Below are 24,797 nucleotides of genomic sequence, written 5' to 3' on the forward strand. Positions count from 1 at the left end.
CTCTTCAGAACCGGAAGCTCAGCGAGGCGCTCGCATTGCGGCCGGGCTGGGTATAGGCGTCCTTGATCGTCGAGCTGTCGGCCAGGCCGCGGACGTCGTTCCACATCGCGTATCTGCGATCGAAGAGGTTGAAGACGCCCGCGCGGACCGTGATGTCCCGCGTCACCTTGAAGAAGGCGGTCGCATCGAGGATCGTGAACGCGCCGGGCCGGTAGCAGGCGGTCGCACAGACACCGCGCGTCTGTCCCTCTTCCTTCTGCGCGGCATGGGTCGCGATCAGCTGGCCGCCGAAACGCCCGGCCGGATCGCGATAGCCGAGGCCGGCGACGACCTTCAGCGGATCGACCGTGGACAGCGAGCTTCGCGAGCCGTCGGGATCGGTCACCTCGCCCTTCGCCCAGGAGATCGACAGGTTGGCGGTCAGGCCCCAGCTTGCAGTGGCGCGGATCCGCGCTTCCGCGCCGCTGACCTCGGCGCGGTCGAGATTGACGAACTGGTAGATCGCCGGATTGGCCGGGGTGAAACCGCCGCCGACCACTTCCTGCGAGATGAAGTCGTCGAAATCGGCGTGGAACGCGGTCAGGTCGACATTGAGCCAGTCGAAGGCGAAGCGCACGCCGCCCTCGATGCTCCTGCTCGTCTCGGGGCCCAGATTCGGGTTGGGCCGCGAGGTATAGCCAAAGGCGATATTCTCGAAGAACTGGTTCACCTGTCCCGGCTCGGGCGCCTTGAACCCATGGGCATAGGTGCCGAACAGGCGGACATGGTCGCCCAGTTTCAGCACCGCGCCCAGCTTGGGCGAGACGCGCTGGCCGTCCTGCTGCGCACCGGTGAAGGCCGGCAGCAGGGGATCCTTCTCCGGCTTGAGATCATACGCATCGAAGCGGAGCGCCGGGTACAGCGTCAGCGGTCCCACCTCGACCTCGCCCGCCGCGAACAGGCCGGCGAGCATATAGTCGGTCTCCGGAAAGGCGCGGGTCGGGAAGACCTCGCCCGCCGGCGGCAGGACACCGTCGCGCAGCCCCTTCTGGTCGGTGAAGCTGAGGTCGCCACCGAACAGCAGCTTCATGCCATTGCCCGGTGCCAACCGCACTTCGCCCGACGCGCCATAGACGCGATTCTCGAACGTGTTCAGCCGCTCGCGATCCGCCGCGGGGGTGCGATCCTCGTCGGTGAACTGCACGTCCTCGGCATCCTGCCAGAAGGCGGCGAGCCGGGCATATTCGACCAGGCCCGCGCCCTGCCAGCTCCAGTCCGCCGCGATGCGGGTGCGTTTGCCGGTGTCGCGCGCCTGGAGCAGGTCGACCGTGCTGCTCAGGCCGGTCTGGACATCGGTATCCAGCCTTGTGTCGAGATATTCGCCGGTCAGCCTGAACCTGTGGCCAGTACCGGGCTCCCAGACGATCCGTCCAAGCGCCGCATTCGACCGGCCGTCCTGCGGGTTGGCGATGGTCCGCGCGGCACCGCGCCCGCCGACCGTCCCCTGGTTCTCCAGCTCGTTATAGTCGCGCCTCGTATAGGCGGCCATGACCGACCAGTCGCCCGAGCGACCGGCCAGGATCGCGGTTTCGGCGAATTCACTGTCGGCGGAGCTGTACGCTGCACGCACCAGCCCGCCGACGCTGTTGCCGTCGCGCAGGAAGTCGGCCGGATCGCTGGTGATGAAGCTCACCGCGCCCGACAGCCCGTCGCTGCCATAAAGCGCCGAGGTCGGTCCGCGCAGGATCTCGACCGACTTGATCAGGCCCAGATCGACATAGTCGCCGCGCCCCGCCGCCTGGGCGCCGAAGGTGAAGCCGTCGGGCACGCGGACGCCATCGACCTGGATCAGGACGCGGTTGCCGCCGATGCCGCGGATGATGAAGCCTTCATTTCCCGCCCGGCCGGTGACGCCCAGCGCCGCGCCGAAGCGGGTCGGCCCACGAGGGACGCTGACACCGGGTTCGAACCGCACCAGGTCCTTGATGTCGGTAGCCAGTTCGTCCGCGATCTGGCGATCGTCGATCACGCTGACCGTGGCGGGCGCGTCCTGCGTCGCGACAGGAATCCGCGTCGCCGTCACCGTGATCTGCCCCGTCTCGCCCGCACTCGCCATATCCTGCGCCTGCGCCGCGCCCGGCAGCGCTGCCGTCAGCGCGACGATGCCGGCGCCGGCCAGCAGCTTCACTCGTTCCCCGATGTTCATTTCCACCCTTCTCGATAATGCGACTGATTCGCATTATCTGCCGGTTAGGCGCTTGCGGGGGCGATCGTCAAGGCTGCGAGCGGGTGGATCGGCGCGCCAATGGCGGGGCGCACACCCCGCCTTGTGCCGGCACGGCGAAGCGCTAGGGTCCTATCCATCGACAATCGAAAGGCTTTTGCGTGGACCGCCGCTTCTTCCTGCACAGCACCAGCGCAGTCGCCGCGCTCGGCCTGTTTCCCTATGCGGCGCGTGCCGCGACCGGCGCGAGCGATGCCGCGCTGAACGCGGCGTTCGATGCCGCCTTTCGAGGATCGCTGCTGCTCTCGCCCGAAAGCGCAACCAGCCTCGGCCTCGACAAGGGCGTCGATGCGGGGCTGAAGTCGAAGCTCAGCCCGCGCACGCCGGAAGCACGCAGGGCCAGCCTCGACCAGTTGCGCAAGAGCATCGCCGCGATCGAGGCGATCGGCCCCGACGGCCTGTCGGATCAGGCGAAGCTCGATCGCGAAGTGGTGCTCTATTCGCTGAAGGGCCGGACCGTCGCGCCCGAGAAATTCGGCCTCGATTCGGCCGTGCGCCCCTTCACCATCTTCCAGCAGGGCGGTGCCTATTTCTCGATGCCCGATTTCCTGAACTCGTCGCATACGGTCACCAATGCCGCCGACGCCGAGGCCTATCTGAGCCGGCTCGACGCTTTCGCCACCGTGCTCGACCAGGAAACCCGCCAGCAACAGGCAGAGGCCGCGCGCGGCGTGGTCGCACCCGACTTCGCGCTCGAGCTGACGATCGGCCAGATGGAGGCGCTGCGCCGGCCCGCCGCCGCGCAGAGCGGCCTGGCCCAGTCGCTGGTCCGCCGCACCAGGGATATCCCCGGCGACTGGGGCAACCGTGCCGCGAAGATCGTCGAGACGCGGGTCTATCCCGCGCTCGACCGCCAGCTGGCGCTGATCCGCACGCTGCGCGCCAAGGCGCGGACCAGCGCGGGCATCTGGGACATCCCGCAGGGCGAGGCGATCTATGCCGCCGCGCTGGAAAGCTCGACCACCACCACATTCACCGCCGACGAGGTCCACCGCATGGGCCTGGAGCAGGTGGCGCAGATCACCGCCGAGCTCGACACGATCCTCAAGGCGCAGGGCTTCACCCAGGGATCGGTCGCCGAGCGGCTGACCGCGCTCAACGTCCGCCCCGAACAGCTCTATCCCGACACGGCGCAGGGCCGCGCGGAATTGCTCGAGGGTCTGAACCAGGGGTTGGCGCACGTCACGTCGCTGCTGCCCAAGGCGTTCCTCAACGTCACCAAGGCGCCGCTCGAGATTCGCGCGGTTCCGGTCGAGATCCAGGACGGCGCTTCCAACGGCTATTATCGCCGCGCCGCGCTCGACGGCTCGCGCCCGGCAATCTACTTCATCAACCTCAAGAGCGTCGGCGACTGGCCGAAATACACCCTGCCCTCGCTGACCTATCACGAGGGCCATCCCGGCCACCACCTGCAGATCTCGACCTCGCAGGAGGCGGAGGGGCCGCTGATCCGCAAGACCACCTTCTTCGGCGCCTATAGCGAAGGCTGGGCGCTTTATGCCGAACAGGTCGCCGACGAACTCGGTGCCTATGCCAGTCCGCTGGAGCGCGCCGGCTATCTCCAGTCCTTCCTGTTCCGCGCTGCCCGGCTGGTGATCGATACCGGCATCCACACCAAGCGGTGGAGCCGCGAGCAGGCGACCGATTACATGGTGAAGACGGTCGGCTTCGCCCAGCCGCGCTCGCAACGCGAGGTCGAGCGCTATTGCACCCAGCCCGGCCAGGCCTGCAGCTACAAGATCGGCCATATCAGCTGGGTGCGCGCCCGCGAGAAGGCCAGGGCGATCGCCGGCGACCGGTTCGACCTCAAGCAGTTCCACGAAGTGATCCGCTCGGGTGCCGTCCCGCTGACGATCCTGGAACGGCTGGTCGAGGAACGTGCGAAGTCGCTCGCATGACGCCGCAATAATCGTTAGGAGCGCGGCCCATGAAACGGCCCAGACTTTCCGTCGTCATCCCCTGCTATAATGAAGAGGCCTGCCTCGAGATGCTGCATTCGCGCGTCTCGGCAGCGGCGCGCGACGCGGTGGGCGAGGATTTCGAGATCGTCCTGATCAATGACGGCTCGCGCGACGGCAGCTGGTCGGTGATGCAGCGCTTATCCGAAGGCGATCCGCACCTGGTGGCGATCAACCTGTCGCGCAATCACGGGCACCAGCTCGCGCTGACGGCCGGGCTCGACCTGTGCTCGGGCGAGGAAATCCTGATCATCGACGCCGATCTTCAGGACCCGCCCGAACTGCTGGCCGACATGCGCGCGACGATGGCGGCGGAGGGGGCCGACGTCGTCTATGCGGTGCGCCGCAAGCGCGACGGCGAGAGCTTCTTCAAGCTGGCGACCGCCGCCGCCTTCTACCGGGTGCTCGACCGGGTCACCGACACGCCGATCCCGCTCGACACCGGCGACTTCCGCCTGATGACGCGCCGCGCGCTCGACGCCTTCCTGTCGCTGCCCGAACAGGCGCGCTTCATCCGCGGCATGGTCGCCTGGGTCGGCTTCCGCCAGGTGCCGTTTCTCTACGACCGGCAGGAACGCCATGCCGGCGAGAGCAAATATCCGCTCAGCAAGATGATCCGCTTCGCGCTGGACGCGGTCACCGGCTTCTCCACCGCGCCGCTGCGCTTCGCCAGCCATGTCGGCCTGGCGCTGACCGCAGCGTCGGTGCTGCTGATCCTCTACATCGCCATCGCCTGGCTGACCGGCAGCGTGATCCAGGGCTGGACCTCGACGATGCTGGTCGTCGTCATCCTCGGCGCGGTGCAGATGTTCGTGCTGGGCATGATCGGCGAATATCTCGGCCGCCTCTATGTCGAATCGAAGCGCCGCCCGCTCTATCTGGTCGCCGACGTCGCCGGCCCGGTAAAGGGTCACGCCCGGCTCGGCTACCGGTTCGAGGATAGCGACGAGGCACAGCATTTCGACCCGAGCCCGACCCCGTCCGAGCCCGCCGCCGCCTCGACGATCCCGCCGCTCCCCGATCCCCGTCGTCGCACGCCGCGCTGAGGCCGGCGTGCCTCAGCCCCTGGGCGAGGCGAGCACGATGATCGACAGGCCCGGCGTCATCGGCACGCGGCCCAGCAGATGCCGCTCGATGCGGAAGATCGCCTCGAACGCGGTGTTCAGCGCCTTGGGCGGCGGCGAATCGTCGCTGTCGTCCTTGCCGGTCAGCCTCCCCGCCACCCGCGCCGCGACCGCGGCCGGGAACAGCAGCGAATTGAACCAGCGCAGCTTCGTCCACCCCAGCCCCGCCTTGGCCAGCGCCGCCGTCAGCGTTCCCTTGGAATAGCGGCGCTTGTGGTGGTTCACGACATCGTGCGCGCTCCACATCCACTGATGCGCCGGCACGGTGATCAGGATCTTGCCGCCCGGCTTCAGCAGCTTCGCCATCGCCGCAAGCGCCGCGACATCGTCCTCGACATGCTCGACCACGTCGAGCACCGCGACCAGGTCGTAGCTTCCCGGCTGCACGCCCGTCAGCTCGGGCAGCGGCGAACTGCCGACCGGCTTGCCCAGCCGTTCGCTGGCAAAGGCGCGCGCGGTATCGTCGATCTCGATCGCGTCGATCTCGCCGAACTGCGCCAGCATCGGCAGATTGTGCCCCGTGCCGCACCCGATCTCGAGCACCTTCGCATCGGCGGGCAGCTGGCCGTAGCGTTTCAGATAGTCGGCCAGGATGTCGCGGCGGGCGCGGTACCACCAATGGGTGGAATCATGCGCGGCCATGCGGTCGTAGACGATGCGGTCCATGTTACTTGAATACCAGATAGCGGTTGAGCGCGAAGGTGATCAGCGGCGTGATGAAGATCACCGGCAGCAGGGGCACCCAGGTCGGCTGGTGCAGCGGCCCGGTGAACACCCAGGTGAAGCCGGCGTTCATCGCCATGCCGGCCGACTGGACCAGGAAGAATTTGGACTGGGTGCCGACGCCGCCATCGGCCTCGTGCCCCTTGAAGCTCCACCGGCTGTGAAAGACCCAGCCGAAGATCACCGCGACCAGGAAACCGGCAACCGACGCGAGCACCGGCGGGATCACATAGGTCGCCAGCGGCCAGTAGACCGCGGCATAGACGACCGTCGACAGCCCGCCGACGATTGCGAAGCGGATCAGCTGGCCGAGCACGCCGCTGTCGCGCAGCGTTTCGACCCGTCTAATGAGTGCAGTCACTGTTTGCCTTTGCCTCTTGGCGCGAGCGCGCGGTAAAGCGTCGGCCGATTTAAGGGAAGCAGTTTTGAAGCTCGGCACATCCGGCGGTTTCCGCCTCGACCAGGAACTCGATCGCAACTGGCTGACCTGGGGGCTGCTCTGCTGGGTGGCGGTGGTCCTGTGGTTCCTGTGGGATCGCCAGGGAAACATCTACTGGCTCGCGCTGGGCGATACCGACGACAATATGCGGCTGATGCAGGTCCGCGCCTGGTTGGGGGGCCAGGGCTGGTACGACCTGACCAACTATCGGCTCGATCCGGCGCTTGGCGGGTTCAACATCCACTGGTCGCGGATCGTCGACCTGCCGATCGCCGGGCTGATCCTGCTGCTCCAGCCGTTCATCGGCACCGCGGCGGCGGAGAAATGGGCGTGCGGCATCGCCCCGCTGCTGCCGCTGTCGATCGCGATGCTCGGCGTCGGGCTGACCGTGCGCCGCCTCGTCGCGCCGATCAGCTGGCCGATCGCCTTCATCGTCCTGATGGGCTGCACGTCGACGCTGATGATGTTCGCGCCGATGCGCATCGACCATCATGGCTGGCAGCTTGCCTGCCTGGCGATGACCGTCGCGGGCCTGGCCGACCCGGCGCGGGCGCGCGGCGGCGCGACGGTCGGCCTGTCGAGCGCGGTATCGCTGAACATCGGGCTGGAGATGCTGCCCTATTGCCTGATGGCCGGGGCGATCATCGCGCTGCGCTGGATCTGGGACCGCGAGGATGTGCGGCGGATGCAGGTCTATGGCCTGACCCTGGCCGCCGGCTGTTCGGGCGGGTTCGCCGCCTTCGCCTCCTACGCCAACATGGCGATGCGCTGCGACGCGCTGACTCCGGTCTGGCTGACCGTGATGCTGGCGGCGGGCGGATCGCTGTTCGCGCTGGCGTGGATCAACCCGGCCAATCGCTGGGTCCGGCTTGGCTTGGCCGCATTGGTCGGTGCGGCAATCGCGGGCGGGTTCGCCGGCCTGTTCCCGCAATGCCTCGGCCGGCCCGAAGGCGTGTCGCCCGAACTCCAGCGCGTCTGGCTCGACAATGTGCGGGAAGCGCGGCCGATCTATCGCCATGCGTTCGACGCGGCCTTTCCGATTGCGGCGCTGCCGGTGATCGGGGTGATCGGCGCCGCAGTGGCCACCTGGCGCGCGCGCCATGGCGACGCACTGGTCGGCTGGGCGGCGATTACCCTGTTCACCGCCTTTGCCGGCTTGATGCTCCTCTGGCAGATTCGCGCAGGACCCGCGGCCCAGCTGCTCAGCGTCCCGGGCTCGACCGCCCTGGTGTGGATCATCGTCCCCTGGTGCCTGCGTCAGCGCTGGATGGCGGTGCGGATCATCGGCTCGGTGCTTGCCTTCCTGCTGGTTTCGGGCCTGTTCGCCGGCTTTGCGCTCAAATATCTCCCGCGCGACGCGGCCAAGCCCAGCAAGGCCGGCGTCAATCGTTCCAACCAGGCAAGCGCCGCCTGCGCGCGGGCCACCTCGATGAACATGCTGCGGGCGATCCCGCCCTCGGTGCTGTTCACCCATGTCGATCTTGGGCCGCGACTGATCACCATGACCGCGCATAGCGGCATTGCCGGCCCCTACCATCGCAACGGCCGCGCGATCCTCGACGTGCATCACGCCTTTGGCGGCACCGCCGCCGGCTTCCGCCCGATCGCCAGGGCGCATGGCGCGCAATATCTGCTGATCTGCCCCAATCTGGCGGAAACGACCGTCTACCGCGCGCGCGCGCCGCAGGGTTTCTACGCCCAGCTCGCCCGCGGTTACGTGCCTGACTGGCTGATTCCCGTGCAGCTTCCCAAGGGCGCGCCTTACCGCTTGTGGCGGATCGACTATGCCATGCCCAACGGCCCTGAACCCGACTGGAAGCGTCCGGCTCCGTCGGCGACGCCTAGCGCGGATCGACATTCGGGATTCCCAAATGGGCTGATCGCTGATTCATAGGCATCCGTGTTGAGACGCGGAGCAAGTGATGTCGGTCAAGCGGTACGAACTGAGCGATGCGCAGTGGCAACGGATAGCATCGCTGTTACCTGGCAAGGTGGCGGATCCGGGGCGCTCGGGCACCGATAACCGATTGTTCGTAAACGGATGTTTGTGGGTGCTGCGCTCTGGCGCGCATTGGTGCGACCTGCCGGAGCGCTATGGGAAGTGGAAGAGCGTCCATCGCCGCTTCAGCCGATGGTGCCATGCCGGCGTTTGGGAACGGGTATTCGATGCGTTGACCGCCGACCGGGACAATCACTATCTGATGATCGACAGCACGATCGTCCGGGCACACCAGCATGCGGCGACCGGAAAAGGGGGGCGTGCGACCAGGCGCTGGGGCGTTCCAGAGGCGGACTGACGACCAAGGTCCACATGCTGGCCGACGCGCTCGGTCGCCCGCTGCGCTTCATCCTCACGCCTGGCCAAACCGGCGACATCACCCAGGCCCCGGCTCTGCTCCAGGGGCAGAGCGGCAATGCCGTGCTTGCCGACAAAGCCTATGACAGCAATGCCTTACGCGCCATCATCGCAGAGATGGGCGCCGAGGCCGTCATCCCCTCAAACCGCTCCCGAAAAGTCGCCATCCCCCATGACCCAATCGCCTACAAACACCGCAACCGCATCGAACGATGCTTTGGCCGCCTCAAGCATTTCCGGCGCTTTGCCACACGATATGATCGTCGCTCTATCCACTTCGCCGGCTTTATCCATCTCGCCGCCGCCATGATCTGGTTACGTTGAATGTCGATCCGCGCTAGTGCAGGCCCGCCGCGCGCCCCGCAACCAGGCTTGCCCGGATCCCGTCAATGACGAACTGAACCGCCAGCGCCCCCAGCAGCACGCCCAGCAGGCGGGAGATCACCGCTTCGATCTTCGCGCCCACGATCCGCATCAGTGCAGTCGAGGCAAGCAGCGCGGCCAAAGTCAGCGCCAGGATCACGACCAGCGCCGCCAGCACGACGACGCTGCGCCCGGTGCCGCTGTTCTGCGACATCAGCAGCATGATCGACGCGATCGATCCCGGGCCGGCGATCATCGGCATCGCCATCGGGAAGATCGAGACGTCGGTCACTTCCTCCGCCTTGATCTTCTCGGCGCGGTCCTCACGGCGTTCGGTGCGCTTCTCGAACACCATTTCCAGCGCGATCAGGAACAGCATGATGCCGCCGGCGATCTTGAAGCTTTCCAGGCTGATGCCCAGCGCGCGCAGCAGCGCCTCGCCGAACAGCGCGAAGACCAGCAGGATCGCCGCCGCCACCAGCACTGCGCGCACTGCCATCGCCCGGCGATGAACAGCGGTCGCGCCCTGGGTCAGCCCGGCAAAGATCGGCGCGCAGCCCGGCGGGTCGATAACGACGAACAGGGTAATGAAGGTAGAGACGAACAGTTCGATCATTTCGGAGCCCCCACCCGGTCCTGGATGACGGACTCGAAATCCTGCCCGTTCCACATATAAACGTCGAGCGAGCGGCTGCCGTCCGCCGCGACCTGCCACATCCAGGCAAGCGTGCCGTCGCTCGATTCGCCGCCGTCGCTGACGACCGAGGGATCAACGGGGTCCTGCGCCCGCGAGATCGGCGTATCGGCGCATGTGGCGACTCGCACCTTGGGTTCCGCAGGCCGCAGGCGCGGCGTCGTCAATGCATCGCCACCGTCATAGACCCATTTGTGATGCCCGTCGGCCTGACGGACCCAGATGGTCGTGAAAAATCCCTGGCTCTGCTGCAGCTTCCACGGCCCGGTATTCACCGCCGCACTGCCGTCGCATGCGACATAGCTTTCTGCCGGCCACCATTCGATCGCGTTCGGCGGATCCTTCTTCGGCAGCGCCTCGTGCGCCTTTTTCGGCTGCGGGGTGAAGATCACTGCGTCAGGCGTCGAATAGCGGCGGAACGCGGTCCATTGGCCATCGGTCTGCGCCGCCTGGGCAAAGGCGCGCTCCGCCTCGACCGCCGTCTCCGGATCGGCGGCGATCAGCAGCAGCGCCAGTGTCATCATCTCAGATCGAGTCTTCGTCGAGTGCCACGCCCTCGCGCCGATGCGCCGCGACCAGCGTGTTGCGCAGCAGGCAGGCGATGGTCATCGGCCCCACCCCGCCGGGAACCGGCGTGATCGCGCCCGCGACCGATGCCGCGCCGGCGAAATCGACATCGCCGCGCAGCGCACCATCGACGCGGTTGATCCCGACGTCGATCACCGTTGCGCCCGGCTTCAGCCATTCACCCTTCACGAAGTCGGCGCGGCCGACTGCGGCGACGACGATATCGGCATGGGCCAGATAATGCGGCAGGTTGCGCGTGCGCGAATGGGTCAGGGTGACGGTGCAGCTCTTCGCGGTCAGCAGCGCCGCCATCGGCTTGCCGACGATGTTCGAGCGCCCGATCACCACCGCGTCCAGCCCGGTCAGGTCGCCCAGCCGATCCTCGAGCAGCATCAGGCAGCCGAGCGGGGTGCAGGGGACGAAGCCCGGCAGCCCGGTGGCCAGCCGCCCGGCATTGAACGGGTGGAAGCCGTCGACATCCTTGTCCGGATCGATCCGCAGCAGCACCGCTTCGCTGTCGAGATGGCCAGGCAGCGGCAATTGCACCAGGATGCCGTCGACCGCGGGATCGGCATTGAGCTGGTCCACCAGCGCGATCAGCTCCTCCTGGCTCGTCTCGGCCGACAGGCGATGCTCGAAGCTTTCCATGCCCGCCTCACAGGTCATCTTACCCTTGGACCGGACATAGACGGCCGAGGCCGGATCCTCGCCGACCAGCACCACCGCCAGACCGGGGGCCCGGCCGGTGGCTGCCGCAAAGGCGGGGACCTGCTGTGCGACACGCGCCCTCAGGCCCGCAGCAAAGGCTTTTCCGTCGATCAGTTCTGCGCTCATGGCGCAGTCCCATAGAAGCTTGCGGCCCGCGCCGCCAGCGTCTCGGGATCGCCGGCGACGCGTAATCGCTTCACCCGCGCCGTCTCTCCGGCGATCAGCGTCACGTCACGCTTGGAACGACCGAATGCCTTGGCGACCAGCGGAACCAGCGCGGCATTGGCGGCGCCCTCGACCGGGGCGGCGGCCAGCCGGACCGCGAAATGCTCGTCGGTCCCGGCGGCGAACGCGTCCCGCCCGCCGCGCGGCGTCACCCGGACGTGTATCTCGATCCCGTCGGGCCGCACGCGCCACGGCCCCCGCCCGGACATTGCGCGGTTAAAGAACCGCGCGGGCGATCGCGGGGATGATCGCCGTCTGAAGGATCAGGATGATGACCAGCACCGCCATCGGCGCGAAATCCAGCGGCCGCGTGTCAGGCAGGATGCGCCGCAGCGGGCGGTAGAGCGGGTCGGTCAGCTTCTCCAGCCCGGTATAGAGCGAGCGGACGAAGTCGTTGTGCATGTTGACGACGTTGAACGAGATCAGGATCGACAGGATGACCTGAACGAAGATGATCCACCAAAGGACGTTCAGCAGGATCTGAAGAATTTGGATCAGGGCGAGCAAATCTGGTCTCCAGTGACATCCCGGTCTCGCGAACCTAGCGGAAAGCCGCCCGCGCCGACAAGGTGTTGTATTCGACTACGACACATGGTCATGGTCCGGTTGAATTCAAGCGTGGACCAGCGTGCCCGCGCCGCGCCGCGTGAAGATTTCCAGCAGCATGCCGTGCGGGATGCGGCCGTCGAGGATGACTGCCGCGTCGACACCGGACTTCACCGCGTTCACGCAGGTCTCGACCTTGGGGATCATCCCGCCCGAGATCGTGCCGTCGGCCTTCAGCGCCTCGATCCCCGCCGGATCCAGGTCGGTCATCAGCTCGCCGGACTTGTTCAGCACGCCCGCGACATCGGTCAGCAGGAAGAATCGCGACGCGCGGCACGCGGCGGCGATCGCGCCGGCCATCGTATCGGCGTTGATGTTGTAGGTGTGGCCATCCGCGCCCAGCGCGATCGGCGCGACCACCGGGATGAACCCCTGCCCGGCCAGCGTGGTCAGGATCAGCGGATCGACCGCCACCGGCTCGCCGACGAACCCCAGGTCGACATGGCGCTCGATCCCCTGCAGCGTGTCGGCCTCGTCGCGCTGTACCTTCCGCGCGGTCACCAGATTGGCGTCCTTGCCCGAAATGCCGACCGCGCGGCCGCCCGCCTCGCCGATCCAGCCGACGATTTCCTTGTTGATCGATCCTGCCAGGACCATCTCCGCAATGCGCGCGGTCTCCGCATCGGTGACGCGCAGGCCGCCGACGAACTGCGACTCGACGCCCAGCCGCTTCAGCATCGCGCCGATCTGCGGGCCGCCGCCATGAACCACGATCGGGTTGATCCCGACCGCCTTCAGCAGCACCACGTCCTCGGCGAAATCGCGCGCCAGCTCGGGATCGCCCATCGCGTGGCCGCCATATTTCACGACGAAGGTCGCGCCCTTGTACCGGTGCAGATAGGGCAGCGCTTCGATAAGCGTCTCGGCCTTGGCAAGCAGCGCCGGATCGGGTGCGTGGTTCGTCATGGCCGGCCTATTAGGGCCGCACGCCAGCGACAGCAACGGTTACGGCACAAGCGGCGTCACCCCATCAAGATCGAGTCCTGTTCCCCTTCTGGAAGGTAGAGGAATTCGGTCGGCCCCGTCGGCTCAGGAAGGCCGGGTGCCCAGCGCCCGGCCGATGCCGACGAACAGGTAGATCAGCGCGGGGATCAGCACGATCGACAGGACCACCTTGGCCACCATCTGTCCGACCAGCAGCTCGCCGATCGGGAATACGCCGTAAAAGGCGATGCTGATGAAGATCAGCGTGTCGACGATCTGGCTGAGCACGCCCGCCACCGCCGAGCGCAGCCAAAGCAGCGTGCCCCGGCCGCTCTTGAGCGCGCTGAAGATCGTGACGTTCAGCAGCTGCGAGATGCCATAGGCGACGATCCCGCCGGCCCAGATTCGCGGCGTGCCGCCCAGCATCATCTCGAACGCGTTCAGCCGCGCCGGCTCCATGTGCGACGACGCCGGCAGCGACAGCACCAGCAGCGAGAGCAGAATCGAGAAGATCAGCGGGATGAAGCCGAACATGACGAGCCGGTTGGCGGTTCGCCGCCCGTGCAGCTCGGCCACCGCACTTGATACCGCGACCAGCAGCAGGAAGGCGAAGATGCCCGCCTCGACCGCCAGCGGCCCCACCCCGACCCAGGTTCCGATCTGCGACACCGGACCCAGCGACACCTGCTTGTTGCCGAGGACACCGGCGATGCAGACCATCCCGCCATAGAAGATCGAAAGCACGAAGAGCGAGCGCGGGACCGCGGGCGATTGGGTATCCATCGCCCGACGCTAGCGAGATTGCCCGCGCGGTAAAACCCCCGGACGTCACTACGTGCTTCAACGGCTTGCCAATGCCGCGCCCGACCGCCAAGCTGTCCGGCCTGTTCAGGGGATTCCATTACATGCGCTTCAATCGGTTCGGCTTCGGAGACACGTGCGCGTGAACGGTTTTCCGATCGGTATTCTGGGGATCTTCGCGATCCTCGCCATCGCGTTCCTTCTGTCGAGCAACAAGCGCGCGATCAACCTTCGCGTGGTCGGGGCCGCCTTCGCGCTCCAGGCCGGCATCGCCGTGCTCGTCCTCTACGTGCCGATCGGCCGGACGATCCTCGAGGGGATGGCCACCGGCGTCACTGCGCTGCTGAAATATGCCGATGAAGGCACGCGCTTCGTCTTCGGGCCGCTGGCCCGGCCGGAAAGCGGCGGCACCAGCTTCGCGATCGCCGCGCTGCCGGTGATCATCTTCTTCGCCAGCCTCGTGTCGATCCTCTATCATCTGGGCGTCATGCAGGTCGTGATCCGCTGGGTCGGCGGCGCGATCGAATTCGTTACCGGCGTGACCAAGGTCGAATCGCTGTGCGCGGCGGCCAACATCTTCGTAGGCCAGAGCGAATCACCGCTCGTCATCCGCCCCTATCTGTCGCGCCTGACCCCGTCACAGCTGTTCGCCGTGATGACCGTCGGCATGGCCGGCGTCGCCGGCACGATCCTCGCCCTTTATGCCAGCTTCCTGAAACCCGAGGCGCTGCCTTATCTGCTTGCCGCGTCGTTCATGGCCGCCCCGGGCGGCCTGCTGATGGCCAAGATCATGATGCCCGATCTGGCGGAAAAGCCCGGTGAGCTGCCGCTCGAAGACCAGCCCGCCGAGGACCAGGTCATCAAGGCGGTCGAACACGATATCGAGGAAGAGCGCGCTGCCAACATTATCATGGCGGCGGCCTCGGGGGCGACGACCGGCGTCAAGATCGCGGTCGCGGTCGGCGCGATGGTGCTTGCCTTCGTCGCGCTGATCGCGCTCGCCAACGGCATTCTCGGCGGAATCGGCGGCTGGTTCGGCTATCCCGGCCTCAGCTTCCAGCTGATCCTCGGCTGGATCTTCCAGCCGCTGATGTTCCTGGTGGGCGTGCCGTGGAACGAGGCGAGCATCGCCGGCGGGCTGTTCGGCACCAAGATGGTGGTGAACGAGGTCGTCGGGTTCGCCGAGCTCGCCAAGCTGCCCGACCTGTCGCAGCGCACCGTGACGATCGTCACCTTCGCACTGTGCGGTTTCGCCAATTTCTCGTCGATCGCGATCCAGATGGCCGCCACCGGCAGCCTCGCACCCAACCAGCGCCCGGTCATCGCGAAACTGGGCATCCGCGCCCTGGTCGCCGGCAGCCTCGCCAATCTGATGAGCGCCGCGCTGGCAGGACTGTTGCTGTCCTGACCTTGATCGTCGCCTCCCCCGGGCTCCGGCCTGGGGGAGGCAGGCGCCTCAGCGGGTCGGCACGGGCTCGGCGCCCGAATAGTCATAGAAGCCGCGCCCGGTCTTGCGACCGAACCAGCCCGCCTCGACATATTTGATCAGCAGCGGCGCCGGACGGAACTTGGGATCGCCGGTGCCCTCGAACAGCACGCGGCAGATGTCGAGGCAGGTGTCGAGGCCGATGAAGTCGGCCAGCGTCAGCGGCCCCATCGGGTGGTTCAGGCCCAGCTGCACCGCGGCGTCGATGTCCGAAATCGTCGCGACGCCCTCGCCCAGCGCGAAGCAGGCCTCGTTCAGCATCGGCAACAGCACGCGATTGACGATGAAGCCCGGCGCGTCATTGGCGTGGACGATCCGCTTGCCCAGCGTCTTGCCATAGGCCTCGACCGCGGTGACGGTCGCGTCCGACGTGGCCAGCCCGCGGATCAGTTCGATCAGCCCCATGACCGGCACCGGGTTGAAGAAATGCACGCCCATGAACCGCGCGGGATCGGGCGAGGCCTGCGCCAGCCGCGTGATCGGGATCGACGAGGTGTTGCTCGCCAGGATCGCGTCGTCGCGCAGCACCTTGCCGACGGTCTCGAAGATCGTGCGCTTGATCGCCTCGCGCTCGGTTGCGGCCTCGATCACCAGATCGCACGGTCCGAACGCCGAGACGTCGTTGACCGGCTCGATATTCGCCAGCGCCGCGTCGCGATCGCCGGCGGTGATCTTTTCCTTGTCGACCGCGCGGTTCAGCTGCTTGGCGATGCCCGCCTTGCCAGCCTCGGCGCGCGCCTGGTCGACATCGCTCAGGAGCACGCGATAGCCCGCCTGGGCGGAAACCTGGGCGATGCCCGCACCCATCTGTCCTGCGCCGATCACGCCAATTGTCTTCATCGCTTGCTCTCCAAAGGTTTTGCGGCCTCTAACCGCTGCAACCCGGTTTCGCTAGGAGCAGCCCCGTGCCGATCTTCCCGCTCATGCTTGTCCTCGCCTCCGCCCAGGCGGCACCCGGCGCATCGGAGCCGGATCGCACGGTGAAGATCTTCGGCGACTGGGCGGTGGGATGCGACAATGGCGCCTCTTGCGAGATGACCTCGCTCCTGCCCGAGGGCGAGGAGGGTAACGAAGCCTATCAGGACGTCTTCGTCTCGCTCGGGCGCCTGCCGGGCGCCGGCGGCGCGCTCACCGTGCTGCTCGAACTGCCGAATTGCAACGGGCGGACGCTGTCGCTGCGCATCGATGGCGTTTCACTCGCCTCGCAGGCGGTCCGGAACGACAGCGCGCGGTTCGAGGGCGACCCGGCGCTGCGCATCGCCCGCGCGATGGTTGCCGGCAAGACGATCGAGGTGGCCGACGCGTCAGGCGCCGCGGTCGGCACGGTATCGCTGAGCGGTGCATCGGCGGCGCTGCGCTTCATCGATGCCGGCCAGGGCCGGGCCGGCACCGTGACCGCGATCGTGGCCACAGGCAGAAAGCCGGCCGCGTCGGTACCGGCGCCCCCGCCGATTGCGACCATCCGCTCGATCCGCCCGTCCGGCACCCCCGAGCGGATGGACCGGGCCCTGCGCGAGCGCCTCGATGCCGAGAGCGGGTGCGGTGCCGAGTTCGAGGGCGACGTCGGCTCCCTGCCGGAAGTCGACACCTTCGCGCTGGGCGGCGGCAAGACGCTCGCGCTGCTGCCGTGCGGCCGGGCCGCCTATAATGTGCCGAGCGTTCCCTATATCCTCGCCGGCGGAAAGGCCGAGATCGCCGGGTTCGATTCGTCCCCGGACGACACCGGGGCGGCGGGCGATGCGCCCGCGCTGATCAATGCCTGGTTCGACTCGAAGACGGGCATTCTCGGCAGCCGTTCCAAGGGCCGCGGGGTCGGCGATTGCGGAAGTTCCGCCAGCTACGTGTGGGACGGCAGTATTTTTCGCCAAATTGAGGAGCGTGACATGCCCGACTGTCGCGGCTCGGCCAACTGGCTCCGCACCCTGCGGGCCAATACTGTCCCGAAATAGGTCACTTTCTGACTATCGACAGGAAAATAGCGCGCCGTAATGACAGCTGTCATGCTGTTTACCATGATGCTCGCCCTCGCCGCACAACCTGCCGGCGAGAAGTTGTACGGCAATTGGGCCGTGACTTGCGACAATGTCGCGCGGTGCGAGGCGACGGCACTTCAGCCCGCCGGACGGGACGTGGACAGTTACCGCGAGATGCGGCTCTCGCGTGAGCCGGGGCCGACGGGCATGATGAATATCGAATTCTGGCCGGCGGCGCGGCTGACCGGACTCGTCGACATTCTCATCGACGACCGGCTGCTCACCACGGCGACCCAGCGCGGCGACACCGTGCGGGTCAATGGCGCGACCGCCGAGGGGCTGGCCCGGGCGATGGCGAGCGGCCGGGTGCTGACGCTGCGATCGAACCGGCAGGTCGTCGCGACCGTATCGCTGATCGGATCGGCAGCGATGCTGCGCCATATCGACGACCAGCAGGGGCGTGCCGACGGCGTCACCGCACTGGTGGCGCGCGGTCGCCGGCCCGCGTCCTGGGTTCCCGCGTCGCAACCGCTACCGCGCATCGCCGCGCTCCGCCCGCCGCGCACCGCGACGCGGCCGCTGTCGGCATCCGCCCTGCGCGGGCTGCCCGGCCTGGCCGGCTGTCGTCCGGGGGGCATGACGACGGGCTATCACCGGCTCGATTCGCGCACGACGCTGGCGATGATCCCGTGCGTGGCGGGTGCGACCAATACCCAGCACCTCGCCTTCCTGGTGCGCGACGGTCGGGCGACCCCTGCCCGGTTCGACCGCACGCCCGACGACCAGGGAGCGGCCGGGGTCGTCGGCATCACCAACTACGAATGGTCGAACGGCGAGCTGGTCAGCAGCGTGCGCAACAATACCGGCGATTGCGGCAACGCCCATATCTGGGTTTGGGACGGCGAGCGCTTCCGCCAGACCCTGTCGAACGAGCTCGGCGCGTGCTGGCGCGGGGGCGTCTGGCTCACCAGCTACCGCGCCGATCCGATCTGGCGCTGAACGCCTAGGGCGCGCGCCGGATCGGCTGGGCCTCGCACAGGATCAGCGCGAACCAGTCGTCCGGATCGGTCCATTCGCGCACCGGCGTCCACCCGCCCGCCCGCAACAGCATGCGGCCGCCATTGGGCCCGTATTTGTGGCTGTTCTCGGTGTGGATCGTCTCCCCCGCGGCGATCGCGAAGGGGCGGCCGTCGACCTCGAACGCCACGTCGCGCTGCGCTTCCAGATGCATCTCGATCCGCGCCGCATCGGCGTTCCAGATCGCGCGGTGGCGAAACGCATCGACGGGGATCGTACCGCCCAGCTCGCGGTTGATCCGCTCGAGCAGGTTGAGGTTGAACGCCGCGGTCACGCCCTGCGCATCGTCATAGGCTGGGACCAGCACGTCGGGCGACTTGACCCGGTCCATGCCGATCAGCAGCTGCGCACCCTCGCCCAGCCATTCGCGCATCGCCCGGAGCAGGTCGACCGCGTGCCAGGCGTTCATGTTGCCGATCGTCGATCCGGGAAAGAACCCCAGCTTGGGCAGGTCGGCGACCTGCGCCGGCAGCGGCACCGGGCGCAGGAAATCGGCCTCGACCGGATGGACCGGCAGGCCGGGAAAGGCCTGGCCCAGCTCGCGCGCGGACTGGCGCAGGAAGTCGCCCGAAATGTCGATCGGCACATAGGCGGCGGAATCGATCGCGGCGAGCAGCGTCGGCGTCTTCACCGACGATCCCGACCCGAACTCGACCACCGCCGCGCCCGGGGCGATGCCCAGCCGCGGACAGACCTCGCGCAGCAGCGCGGTTTCGGTGCGGGCGGGATAATATTCGGGGAGCTGGGTGATCTCCTCGAACAATTCCGACCCGCGGCGATCGTAGAACCAGCGCGCCGGAATCGCGCGCGGGCGCGCCGACAGGCCGGTGAGCACATCGGCGCGGAAATTCGGATCGACCAGGCTGGCCTGGCCGTCCTCGGCTTCCTGTTTCAGCATTCAGAGATCCTTGGCGAGGCGCAGGCCGGTGAACTGCCAGCGCTGATGAGGGTAGAAGAAGTTGCGGTAGCTGGCGCGGGCATGGCCGCGCGGCGTGGCGCAGCTGCCGCCGCGCAGCACGAACTGCCCGCTCATGAACTTGCCGTTATATTCGCCGACCGCACCCTCCGCCGCGCGGAAGCCGGGATAGGGGCGGTAGCTGCTGCCGGTCCACTCCCAGACGTCGCCGAAAAAGGCCGGGCCGCCGGTCGAGGGCCGCGGCTCGACCGCGCCGGCGCTGTCGAGCTGGTTGCCGCCCGCGGGATCATGGGCAGCGGCCGCCGCCTCCCATTCGAACTCGGTCGGCAGGCGCGCGCCCGCCCAGCTGGCATAGGCGTCCGCCTCGAAGAAGCTGATATGCGTGACTGGCGCGGCGGGATCGATCGGCCGGCGACCGTCCAGGCCGAAGCGAGTCCAGCCCTCGCCATTGCCGTCGCGCTGCCAGTATAGCGGTGCCTCGATCCCCTGCGCCTGGACCCAGGCCCAGCCGTCGGACAACCAGTGGGTGGGGGTGCGATAGCCGCCATCGGCGATGAACGCCGCCCATTCGCCATTGGTTACCGTACGGTCCGCGATCGCGTGCGGATGCGACACGGTTCGGTGTCGCGGTCCCTCGCAATCGTAGGAAAAATCCTGCGAGTTCTGCACAATCGAGCGGCCGATCTCGACGTCGCCGACGACCCCCTCGATCCACCCGATCGGACCCGGCATCGCCACCGGCACCTTCGGATCGCCGGGCCAGACCGCAGGCTGGAGCGGATTGACCGAGAAATGATGGAGGATGTCGGTCAGCAGCAATTCCTGATGCTGCTCCTCATGATGGCAGCCGAGCTGGACCAGCGCCTGCCCCTCGGGCGAAAGGCCGGGCAGCGCGTCGAGCAGCGCGGCATCGACCGCGCGGCGATAGGCCAGCACCTCGTCGAGGCTGGGCCGCGAGAGCATGCCGCGGCTGGGCCGGGCGTGGCGCACCCCCTCGGCCTCGTAATAGCTGTTGAACAGGAACGGCCAGCGTTCGTCGTGCAGCCGGTAGCCGGGCACGTGATCGCGCAGCACGAACGTCTCGAAGAACCAGGTGACGTGCGCGAGATGCCATTTGGCGGGCGAGGCATCGTCCATCGACTGAATCGTCGCGTCGGCGTCCGACAGCGGCGCCGCCAGATCGACGCTGAGCCCGCGAACCTGGCGGAAGCGGGTCGATAGGGCGGCATCGACCGGAAGAGGGTTCGTTCGCATTACGTTCTCCTTTTCCGGGTCGCATCCGGTCAAGTCAATCCGAGATCGGAACGGTCCCGGAGTGAATCAAGGAGATCAGCCTGCCCGCGATGCCCCTGGCACCCATAGAACGTCGCCGCCCCCGTTTTTGTTCACCGCGCGCGACGCGACAAACAGGAAATCCGACAGTCTATTCAGATAGATCAGCGGCTCGGCCCGGATATCGGACGCGGCGCTGGCGGCGACCGCCGAGCGTTCGGCGCGCCGCGTGATCGCCCGCGCGAGATGCAGCGCCGCCGCGGCCGGCTCCCCCGCGGGGAGCACGAAGCTGCGCAGCGGCTCGAGATCGAGGTTCATCCGGTCGATCGCGCCCTCGAGCCACTCGGCCTGCGCGGCGGTGACGCGCAGCGCATAGCTCTGGTCGCCCGCCAGCGGGGTAGCCAGATCGGCGCCGAGATCGAACAGGTCGTTCTGGATGCGCGCCAGCATCCGGTCGAACGCGCCATCGGGATCGAGATGCGTCCGCGCGACGCCGATCGCCGAATTGGCCTCGTCGACATCGCCGATCGCCGCCATCCGCGGATCGGACTTGGCGACGCGCGATCCGTCGACGAGGCCGGTGGTGCCGTCGTCGCCGGTGCGCGTGTAGATCTTGTTGAGCTTTACCACGCGGCTGCGCGGATCACTTGCCGGCCTGTGCGATCAGCAGCAGCAGCGCGAGCAGCAGGATCGCGCCGGCCTGAAAGATGATGCGCTGCTGCATCAGCTTGTTCGATCGCTTCGCGCGCTCGCTCGGCCCCTGGTCGTCGCCCTCCAGTTCGGTGGTGGTCGTACCGGCCATGTTCACCAGGCCGCGGATGAGGACGAACCCGGTCGCGAGCATTGCGGCGAGCGCCAGCAGGGAGAGGAAAAGTGCCATGCCCCTATCTATGCCTTCGCAGGTCCGATTCCAACCGGAAGCTCACCCCGGCGCACGCTTTCCGCGAGCGCACGTCCGTCCTGCCCGGCAAGCCGCAACGCCTCCAGCGTCGGCGCGCCGTGACGCTTGGCAAGGCGTTCCCCATCGGGACCGGTCAGCAGCGCGTGATGGCGATAGTCGGGGACCGGCAGATCGAGCAGCGCCTGCAGCAGCCGGTGGACATGGGTGGCGGTGAACAGGTCGCGCCCGCGCACGACATGGCTGATCCCCTGCGCCGCATCGTCGATCGTCACCGCCAGATGATAGGAGGCGGGCGCATCCTTGCGTGCCAGCACGACGTCGCCGTGCGACATCGGATCGGCCGCCACCCAGCCCGCGGCATCGTCGTGCCAGCGCAGTCCCGCGCCGCGCTCCGGCAGGCCGGCAAGCGCCGCCGCGGTGTCGAGCCGCCAGCAATGCGGCTCGCGCGCCAGCCGTTCGGGATCGGGCGGCAGCGCGCGGCAGGTGCCGGGATAGAGCGCCCCCTCGGGCCCGTGCGGCGCGGTCAGGCTGGCGGCGATGTCGGCGCGGGTGCAGAAACAGGGATAGAGCAGCCCGGCACCGCGCAGCCGGTCGAGCGCCGCCTCGTACAGCGCCAGCCGCTGCGACTGGAACACCACCTCTCCGTCCCAGCCCAGCCCGAGCCAGTCGAGATCGGCGAGGATCGCCGCGACATGCTCCGGCCGACTGCGCGTGCCGTCAATATCCTCGATCCGCAGGGTGAAGCGGCCGCCGCGCTCGCGGGCGAAATCATGCGCCAGGATCGCCGACCAGGCATGGCCCAAATGCAGCCGCCCGGTCGGGCTGGGCGCGAATCGGGTGTGGATAACCATCAAACCGGCCCTTGACCGCGAGTCGCGCGATATGCTGTCATGACGGTGTCACGCTGCCGGGCGACTGGAGCGGGCGCAATCGAAGGGGACATGGCACTGGCATGTATCATCCCGATCTGATCCGTCACCCGGACAGTTGTCCTGCGCTCGTGCTGAATGCGGACTATACGCCGCTGAGCTATTATCCGCTGAGCGTGTGGCCCTGGCAGACCGCGATCAAGGCGGTGTTCCTCGACCGCGTGGACATCGTCTCGCACTATGAACGCGAGATCCGAAGTCCCAGCGCGAGGCTGAAGCTGCCTTCGGTCATCGCGCTCAAACACTATGTCAAACCGTCCCAGTTCCCCGCCTTCACCCGGTTCAACCTGTTCCTTCGCGACAAGTTCGCCTGCCAATATTGCGGCTCTCCGAAGGACCTGACCTTCGACCACGTCATTCCCCGCGCGCAGGGTGGCCGGACCACCTGGGAAAATGTCGCGACGGCCTGTGCGCCCTGCAACCTCAAGAAGGGCGGGCGCACCCCGAAACAGGCGGCGATGCCGCTGATGATCCAGCCGATCCGGCCGACCAACTGGCACCTCCAGGAACATGGCCGCCGCTTCCCGCCGAACCATCTGCACGAGACCTGGCACGACTGGCTGTACTGGGATGTGGAGCTGGAGGCTTAGCGCCGGGGCCCTGCCCTTTCCATAACTGTCAGGTGACCCTTTTCCTCCCCCGGATGCTGCGCATCCGGGGGAGGGGGATCATTCGCGCAGCGAATGGTGGAGGGGGTTCACAACATCTGTTGCAGCCCCCTCCACCACGCCCTTCGGGCGCGGTCCCCCTCCCCCGGAGCCGCAGGCTCCTGGGGAGGAGACGTAACCCCGATCGCTTCCAGTTTTTCTCCCCCAACCCACGCTGGCACCGCATCGCGGGTCCGGCTAAGCATCCGCCATTGCGGCGGGAGTGGGTCGATGAGCGGGTTTGAGGTGAATCGCAGGCAGGCGCTGGCCCTGTCGCTGGGGAGCGCGGCGGCGCTGGCGGTGCCGGGCTGGGCCTGGGCGGCGGCGGCGGAACTGGACGAGGCCGGCGTGGACGCGCTGGTGCGGCCGTTCATGGCGGCGTTCGAGACGCCGGGAATCGGGGTCGCGATCGTGCGCCCGAACCTGCCGCCCTTCCTCAAGGGCTATGGCGTTCGCACCCTGGGCAAGGCGGGGGCGGTCGATACGCATACCCGGTTCGGCATCGCGTCCAATTCGAAGAGCTTTACCGCAGCCGCACTGGCGCTGCTGGTCGAGGAGAAGAAGATCGGCTGGGACGACCCGGTCGTGAAGCACCTGCCCGAATTCCGCATGTACGACCCCGCGGTCACGCAGATGATGACGGTGCGCGACCTGCTGGTGCATCGCAGCGGCCTGCCGCTGGGCGCGGGCGACCTGATGTTCTTTCCGGCATCGACCCATGTCGCGCCCGACGTGTTGAAGGCATTGCCCTATCTGAAGCCCGCGCGCGGATTTCGCGCCGGCTATGATTACGACAACATCCTCTACATCGTCGCCGGCGTCCTGATCGAACGCGTCTCGGGCATGCCCTGGGACCGGTTCGTCGCGACGCGGCTGCTGGCGCCGCTGGGCATGAGCGACGCGGTGCCGACGCGCGGGCAGCTGACCGGCGACAATGTCGCCGGGCGTCACGCCCGGCTGGGACCGCCGATCCGCGGCATGGGACCGATGAAGGTCATTCAGCCCGACGAGGGCCCGATGGTGGACGCCGCCGGCGGAATCAACGCCAGCGTCACCGACATCGCCAAATGGCTGCAGGTGCAGATGGCCGGCGGGCGCCTGCCCGACGGCAGGGCGCTGTGGGGCCCGGAACAGGCCAAGGCGATGTGGACGCCCGAGACGATCGTGGCATCGAGCGACGGCCCCACGCCCGAGAATCCGACGCGAGCGGTCACCTCGACCTATGCGCTGGGCTGGTTCGTCCAGGATTATCGCGGCATCCGCATGGTCTCGCACAGCGGCGGCCTGTCGGGGCAGGTGACCCAGACCGCGATGATCCCGTCGCGCGGCATCGGCGTGGCGGTGTTCAGCAATGTCGAGGACGGCGTGTCGGGCGGGATCCGCAACGCCCTGCTCGACGCGCTGATCGGCGCGCCGGCGTTCGACTGGGTGTCGAGCTATGTCGGTCGCACGAAGAAGGCACAGGAATCGGCACTTGCCGAGGTATCCGGCGGGATCGACACCGCACCGCCGGGCACGCCTTCGTTGCCGCTCAAGGCCTATGCCGGCCGCTACCGCGACCCCTGGTATGGCGACGTCGTGATCACCGAGGCGCGCGGCAGGCTCGCGATCCAGTTCGTGCCGACCGCGGCGTTCAAGAGTGCGCTGGAACCCTGGGGGCCGGACGCGTTCCGTACCCGCTTTCCGGCCGGCGCGGGCGAGGATGCGGTGCTGAGCTTCGAGGTGAAGGACGGTGCGGTCGTGCGGCTGACGATGAAGGCGCTCTCGCCGCTGGCCGACTTCAGCTACGACTTCCACCATCTCGACTTCGCCCCGGTGCGCTGAGCGGGATACGCCCTATCCCCA

Annotated in this window: 25 protein-coding genes; 9 read left to right on the forward strand and 16 right to left on the reverse strand. The window is 67.6% G+C overall.

Going from position 1 to position 24,797, the window contains the following annotated elements:
* Nucleotides 1-4: 4 nt before the first annotated feature.
* The gene (locus tag TPR58_RS00540) at nucleotides 5-2,185 is read right to left on the reverse strand and encodes a TonB-dependent hemoglobin/transferrin/lactoferrin family receptor (RefSeq protein ID WP_346244646.1); all 2,181 of its coding nucleotides are present in this window, start codon (nucleotides 2,183-2,185) and stop codon (nucleotides 5-7) included.
* 179 nt (nucleotides 2,186-2,364) lie between these two features.
* Between TPR58_RS00540 and TPR58_RS00545 the strand changes: the two genes are divergently transcribed.
* Both TPR58_RS00545 and TPR58_RS00550 read left to right on the forward strand, forming a co-directional pair.
* Complete coding sequence (locus tag TPR58_RS00545; protein WP_346244647.1) at nucleotides 2,365-4,161, forward strand: DUF885 domain-containing protein; 1,797 nt, start codon at nucleotides 2,365-2,367, stop codon at nucleotides 4,159-4,161.
* A gap of 29 nt (nucleotides 4,162-4,190) precedes the next feature.
* The gene (locus tag TPR58_RS00550; protein WP_346244648.1) at nucleotides 4,191-5,267 is read left to right on the forward strand and encodes a glycosyltransferase family 2 protein; all 1,077 of its coding nucleotides are present in this window, start codon (nucleotides 4,191-4,193) and stop codon (nucleotides 5,265-5,267) included.
* A gap of 12 nt (nucleotides 5,268-5,279) precedes the next feature.
* Here the strand turns inward: TPR58_RS00550 and TPR58_RS00555 are convergent, their stop codons facing one another.
* Complete coding sequence (locus TPR58_RS00555) at nucleotides 5,280-6,011, reverse strand: class I SAM-dependent methyltransferase (protein ID WP_346244649.1); 732 nt, start codon at nucleotides 6,009-6,011, stop codon at nucleotides 5,280-5,282.
* Between the two features lies 1 nt (nucleotide 6,012).
* Entirely contained in the window at nucleotides 6,013-6,429 is a 417-nt protein-coding gene (locus TPR58_RS00560) for a GtrA family protein (protein ID WP_219994149.1), read from the reverse strand.
* Nucleotides 6,430-6,493: 64 nt separating this feature from the next.
* Between TPR58_RS00560 and TPR58_RS00565 the strand changes: the two genes are divergently transcribed.
* Nucleotides 6,494-8,401 carry an AcrB/AcrD/AcrF family protein gene (locus TPR58_RS00565; RefSeq protein ID WP_346244650.1) on the forward strand — a complete coding sequence of 636 codons (1,908 nt, stop codon included), beginning with the start codon at nucleotides 6,494-6,496 and terminating at the stop codon, nucleotides 8,399-8,401.
* Between the two features lie 28 nt (nucleotides 8,402-8,429).
* Nucleotides 8,430-9,187 (forward strand): IS5 family transposase gene (locus TPR58_RS00570; protein ID WP_346244651.1). Its coding sequence is split into 2 segments (ribosomal slippage): nucleotides 8,430-8,751 and nucleotides 8,751-9,187, totalling 759 coding nucleotides; the frame shifts between segments, so codons are not numbered across the junction.
* 13 nt (nucleotides 9,188-9,200) lie between these two features.
* Here TPR58_RS00570 and TPR58_RS00575 read toward each other — a convergent pair.
* The 7 genes from TPR58_RS00575 to TPR58_RS00605 all read right to left on the reverse strand — a co-directional run bounded on the left by TPR58_RS00575 (nucleotide 9,201) and on the right by TPR58_RS00605 (nucleotide 13,733).
* Nucleotides 9,201-9,842 (reverse strand): MarC family protein, encoded by a 642-nt coding sequence (locus TPR58_RS00575; RefSeq protein ID WP_346244652.1) that lies wholly within the window; start codon nucleotides 9,840-9,842, stop codon nucleotides 9,201-9,203.
* Nucleotides 9,839-10,444 (reverse strand): Cif family virulence factor, encoded by a 606-nt coding sequence (locus TPR58_RS00580; RefSeq protein WP_346244653.1) that lies wholly within the window; start codon nucleotides 10,442-10,444, stop codon nucleotides 9,839-9,841. The genes TPR58_RS00575 and TPR58_RS00580 overlap by 4 nt, the downstream gene beginning before the upstream one ends.
* Before the next feature lies 1 nt (nucleotide 10,445).
* Nucleotides 10,446-11,321, reverse strand: a complete 876-nt coding sequence (gene folD / locus TPR58_RS00585; protein ID WP_346244654.1) for a bifunctional methylenetetrahydrofolate dehydrogenase/methenyltetrahydrofolate cyclohydrolase FolD — start codon at nucleotides 11,319-11,321, stop codon at nucleotides 10,446-10,448.
* Nucleotides 11,318-11,629: a DUF167 domain-containing protein gene (locus tag TPR58_RS00590; RefSeq protein ID WP_346244655.1), complete on the reverse strand. Its 312-nt coding sequence runs from the start codon at nucleotides 11,627-11,629 to the stop codon at nucleotides 11,318-11,320. The genes folD and TPR58_RS00590 overlap by 4 nt, the downstream gene beginning before the upstream one ends.
* Nucleotides 11,630-11,636: 7 nt before the next feature.
* Nucleotides 11,637-11,927 (reverse strand): YggT family protein, encoded by a 291-nt coding sequence (locus TPR58_RS00595; RefSeq protein WP_346244656.1) that lies wholly within the window; start codon nucleotides 11,925-11,927, stop codon nucleotides 11,637-11,639.
* A gap of 105 nt (nucleotides 11,928-12,032) precedes the next feature.
* On the reverse strand, nucleotides 12,033-12,932 hold the full coding sequence (argB, locus tag TPR58_RS00600) for an acetylglutamate kinase (RefSeq protein WP_346244657.1): 900 nt from the start codon (nucleotides 12,930-12,932) through the stop codon (nucleotides 12,033-12,035).
* A gap of 123 nt (nucleotides 12,933-13,055) precedes the next feature.
* Nucleotides 13,056-13,733 carry a queuosine precursor transporter gene (locus TPR58_RS00605; protein WP_346244659.1) on the reverse strand — a complete coding sequence of 226 codons (678 nt, stop codon included), beginning with the start codon at nucleotides 13,731-13,733 and terminating at the stop codon, nucleotides 13,056-13,058.
* 160 nt (nucleotides 13,734-13,893) lie between these two features.
* Between TPR58_RS00605 and TPR58_RS00610 the strand changes: the two genes are divergently transcribed.
* Complete coding sequence (locus TPR58_RS00610; RefSeq protein ID WP_346244660.1) at nucleotides 13,894-15,159, forward strand: NupC/NupG family nucleoside CNT transporter; 1,266 nt, start codon at nucleotides 13,894-13,896, stop codon at nucleotides 15,157-15,159.
* A 48-nt stretch (nucleotides 15,160-15,207) separates the two neighbouring features.
* Here TPR58_RS00610 and TPR58_RS00615 read toward each other — a convergent pair whose 3' ends face one another.
* A complete protein-coding gene (locus TPR58_RS00615) occupies nucleotides 15,208-16,077 on the reverse strand; it encodes a 3-hydroxybutyryl-CoA dehydrogenase (RefSeq protein WP_346244662.1) in 870 nt (289 codons plus the stop codon).
* 65 nt (nucleotides 16,078-16,142) lie between these two features.
* Between TPR58_RS00615 and TPR58_RS00620 the strand changes: the two genes are divergently transcribed.
* Nucleotides 16,143-17,186 (forward strand): DUF1176 domain-containing protein, encoded by a 1,044-nt coding sequence (locus TPR58_RS00620; protein ID WP_346244663.1) that lies wholly within the window; start codon nucleotides 16,143-16,145, stop codon nucleotides 17,184-17,186.
* Between the two features lie 51 nt (nucleotides 17,187-17,237).
* Nucleotides 17,238-18,209 carry a DUF1176 domain-containing protein gene (locus tag TPR58_RS00625; RefSeq protein WP_346244664.1) on the forward strand — a complete coding sequence of 324 codons (972 nt, stop codon included), beginning with the start codon at nucleotides 17,238-17,240 and terminating at the stop codon, nucleotides 18,207-18,209.
* A gap of 4 nt (nucleotides 18,210-18,213) precedes the next feature.
* Here TPR58_RS00625 and egtD read toward each other — a convergent pair whose 3' ends face one another.
* The 5 genes from egtD to gluQRS all read right to left on the reverse strand — a co-directional run bounded on the left by egtD (nucleotide 18,214) and on the right by gluQRS (nucleotide 22,227).
* Nucleotides 18,214-19,185: an L-histidine N(alpha)-methyltransferase gene (egtD, locus tag TPR58_RS00630; RefSeq protein ID WP_346244665.1), complete on the reverse strand. Its 972-nt coding sequence runs from the start codon at nucleotides 19,183-19,185 to the stop codon at nucleotides 18,214-18,216.
* Complete coding sequence (egtB, locus tag TPR58_RS00635) at nucleotides 19,186-20,457, reverse strand: ergothioneine biosynthesis protein EgtB (protein ID WP_346244666.1); 1,272 nt, start codon at nucleotides 20,455-20,457, stop codon at nucleotides 19,186-19,188.
* A 75-nt stretch (nucleotides 20,458-20,532) separates the two neighbouring features.
* Nucleotides 20,533-21,105 carry a cob(I)yrinic acid a,c-diamide adenosyltransferase gene (locus TPR58_RS00640; RefSeq protein WP_346244667.1) on the reverse strand — a complete coding sequence of 191 codons (573 nt, stop codon included), beginning with the start codon at nucleotides 21,103-21,105 and terminating at the stop codon, nucleotides 20,533-20,535.
* 13 nt (nucleotides 21,106-21,118) lie between these two features.
* Nucleotides 21,119-21,355: a twin transmembrane helix small protein gene (locus TPR58_RS00645; protein ID WP_346244668.1), complete on the reverse strand. Its 237-nt coding sequence runs from the start codon at nucleotides 21,353-21,355 to the stop codon at nucleotides 21,119-21,121.
* 8 nt (nucleotides 21,356-21,363) lie between these two features.
* Nucleotides 21,364-22,227, reverse strand: a complete 864-nt coding sequence (gluQRS, locus tag TPR58_RS00650) for a tRNA glutamyl-Q(34) synthetase GluQRS (protein WP_346244669.1) — start codon at nucleotides 22,225-22,227, stop codon at nucleotides 21,364-21,366.
* 101 nt (nucleotides 22,228-22,328) lie between these two features.
* Between gluQRS and TPR58_RS00655 the strand changes: the two genes are divergently transcribed.
* Entirely contained in the window at nucleotides 22,329-22,895 is a 567-nt protein-coding gene (locus TPR58_RS00655; protein WP_346244670.1) for an HNH endonuclease, read from the forward strand.
* A gap of 288 nt (nucleotides 22,896-23,183) precedes the next feature.
* Nucleotides 23,184-24,776 (forward strand): serine hydrolase, encoded by a 1,593-nt coding sequence (locus TPR58_RS00660; protein ID WP_346244671.1) that lies wholly within the window; start codon nucleotides 23,184-23,186, stop codon nucleotides 24,774-24,776.
* Nucleotides 24,777-24,797: the final 21 nt, after the last annotated feature.

The organism is Sphingomonas rustica (genome assembly GCF_039652585.1).
GTDB classification, from domain to species: domain Bacteria; phylum Pseudomonadota; class Alphaproteobacteria; order Sphingomonadales; family Sphingomonadaceae; genus Sphingomonas; species Sphingomonas rustica.

Bases quoted from the DNA above. Each gene is read 5' to 3' on its own strand.
- argB (WP_346244657.1), bottom strand. From the start codon at position 12,932: ATGACGAACCACGCACCCGATCCGGCGCTGCTTGCCAAGGCCGAGACG.
- TPR58_RS00660 (WP_346244671.1), top strand. From the start codon at position 23,184: ATGAGCGGGTTTGAGGTGAATCGCAGGCAGGCGCTGGCCCTGTCGCTG.
- TPR58_RS00540 (WP_346244646.1), bottom strand. From the start codon at position 2,185: ATGAACATCGGGGAACGAGTGAAGCTGCTGGCCGGCGCCGGCATCGTC.
- TPR58_RS00625 (WP_346244664.1), top strand. From the start codon at position 17,238: ATGCTGTTTACCATGATGCTCGCCCTCGCCGCACAACCTGCCGGCGAG.
- TPR58_RS00590 (WP_346244655.1), bottom strand. From the start codon at position 11,629: ATGTCCGGGCGGGGGCCGTGGCGCGTGCGGCCCGACGGGATCGAGATA.
- TPR58_RS00645 (WP_346244668.1), bottom strand. From the start codon at position 21,355: ATGGCACTTTTCCTCTCCCTGCTGGCGCTCGCCGCAATGCTCGCGACC.
- folD (WP_346244654.1), bottom strand. From the start codon at position 11,321: ATGAGCGCAGAACTGATCGACGGAAAAGCCTTTGCTGCGGGCCTGAGG.
- egtB (WP_346244666.1), bottom strand. From the start codon at position 20,457: ATGCGAACGAACCCTCTTCCGGTCGATGCCGCCCTATCGACCCGCTTC.
- TPR58_RS00555 (WP_346244649.1), bottom strand. From the start codon at position 6,011: ATGGACCGCATCGTCTACGACCGCATGGCCGCGCATGATTCCACCCAT.
- egtD (WP_346244665.1), bottom strand. From the start codon at position 19,185: ATGCTGAAACAGGAAGCCGAGGACGGCCAGGCCAGCCTGGTCGATCCG.
- TPR58_RS00605 (WP_346244659.1), bottom strand. From the start codon at position 13,733: ATGGATACCCAATCGCCCGCGGTCCCGCGCTCGCTCTTCGTGCTTTCG.
- TPR58_RS00550 (WP_346244648.1), top strand. From the start codon at position 4,191: ATGAAACGGCCCAGACTTTCCGTCGTCATCCCCTGCTATAATGAAGAG.
- TPR58_RS00615 (WP_346244662.1), bottom strand. From the start codon at position 16,077: ATGAAGACAATTGGCGTGATCGGCGCAGGACAGATGGGTGCGGGCATC.
- gluQRS (WP_346244669.1), bottom strand. From the start codon at position 22,227: ATGGTTATCCACACCCGATTCGCGCCCAGCCCGACCGGGCGGCTGCAT.
- TPR58_RS00655 (WP_346244670.1), top strand. From the start codon at position 22,329: ATGTATCATCCCGATCTGATCCGTCACCCGGACAGTTGTCCTGCGCTC.
- TPR58_RS00575 (WP_346244652.1), bottom strand. From the start codon at position 9,842: ATGATCGAACTGTTCGTCTCTACCTTCATTACCCTGTTCGTCGTTATC.
- TPR58_RS00580 (WP_346244653.1), bottom strand. From the start codon at position 10,444: ATGATGACACTGGCGCTGCTGCTGATCGCCGCCGATCCGGAGACGGCG.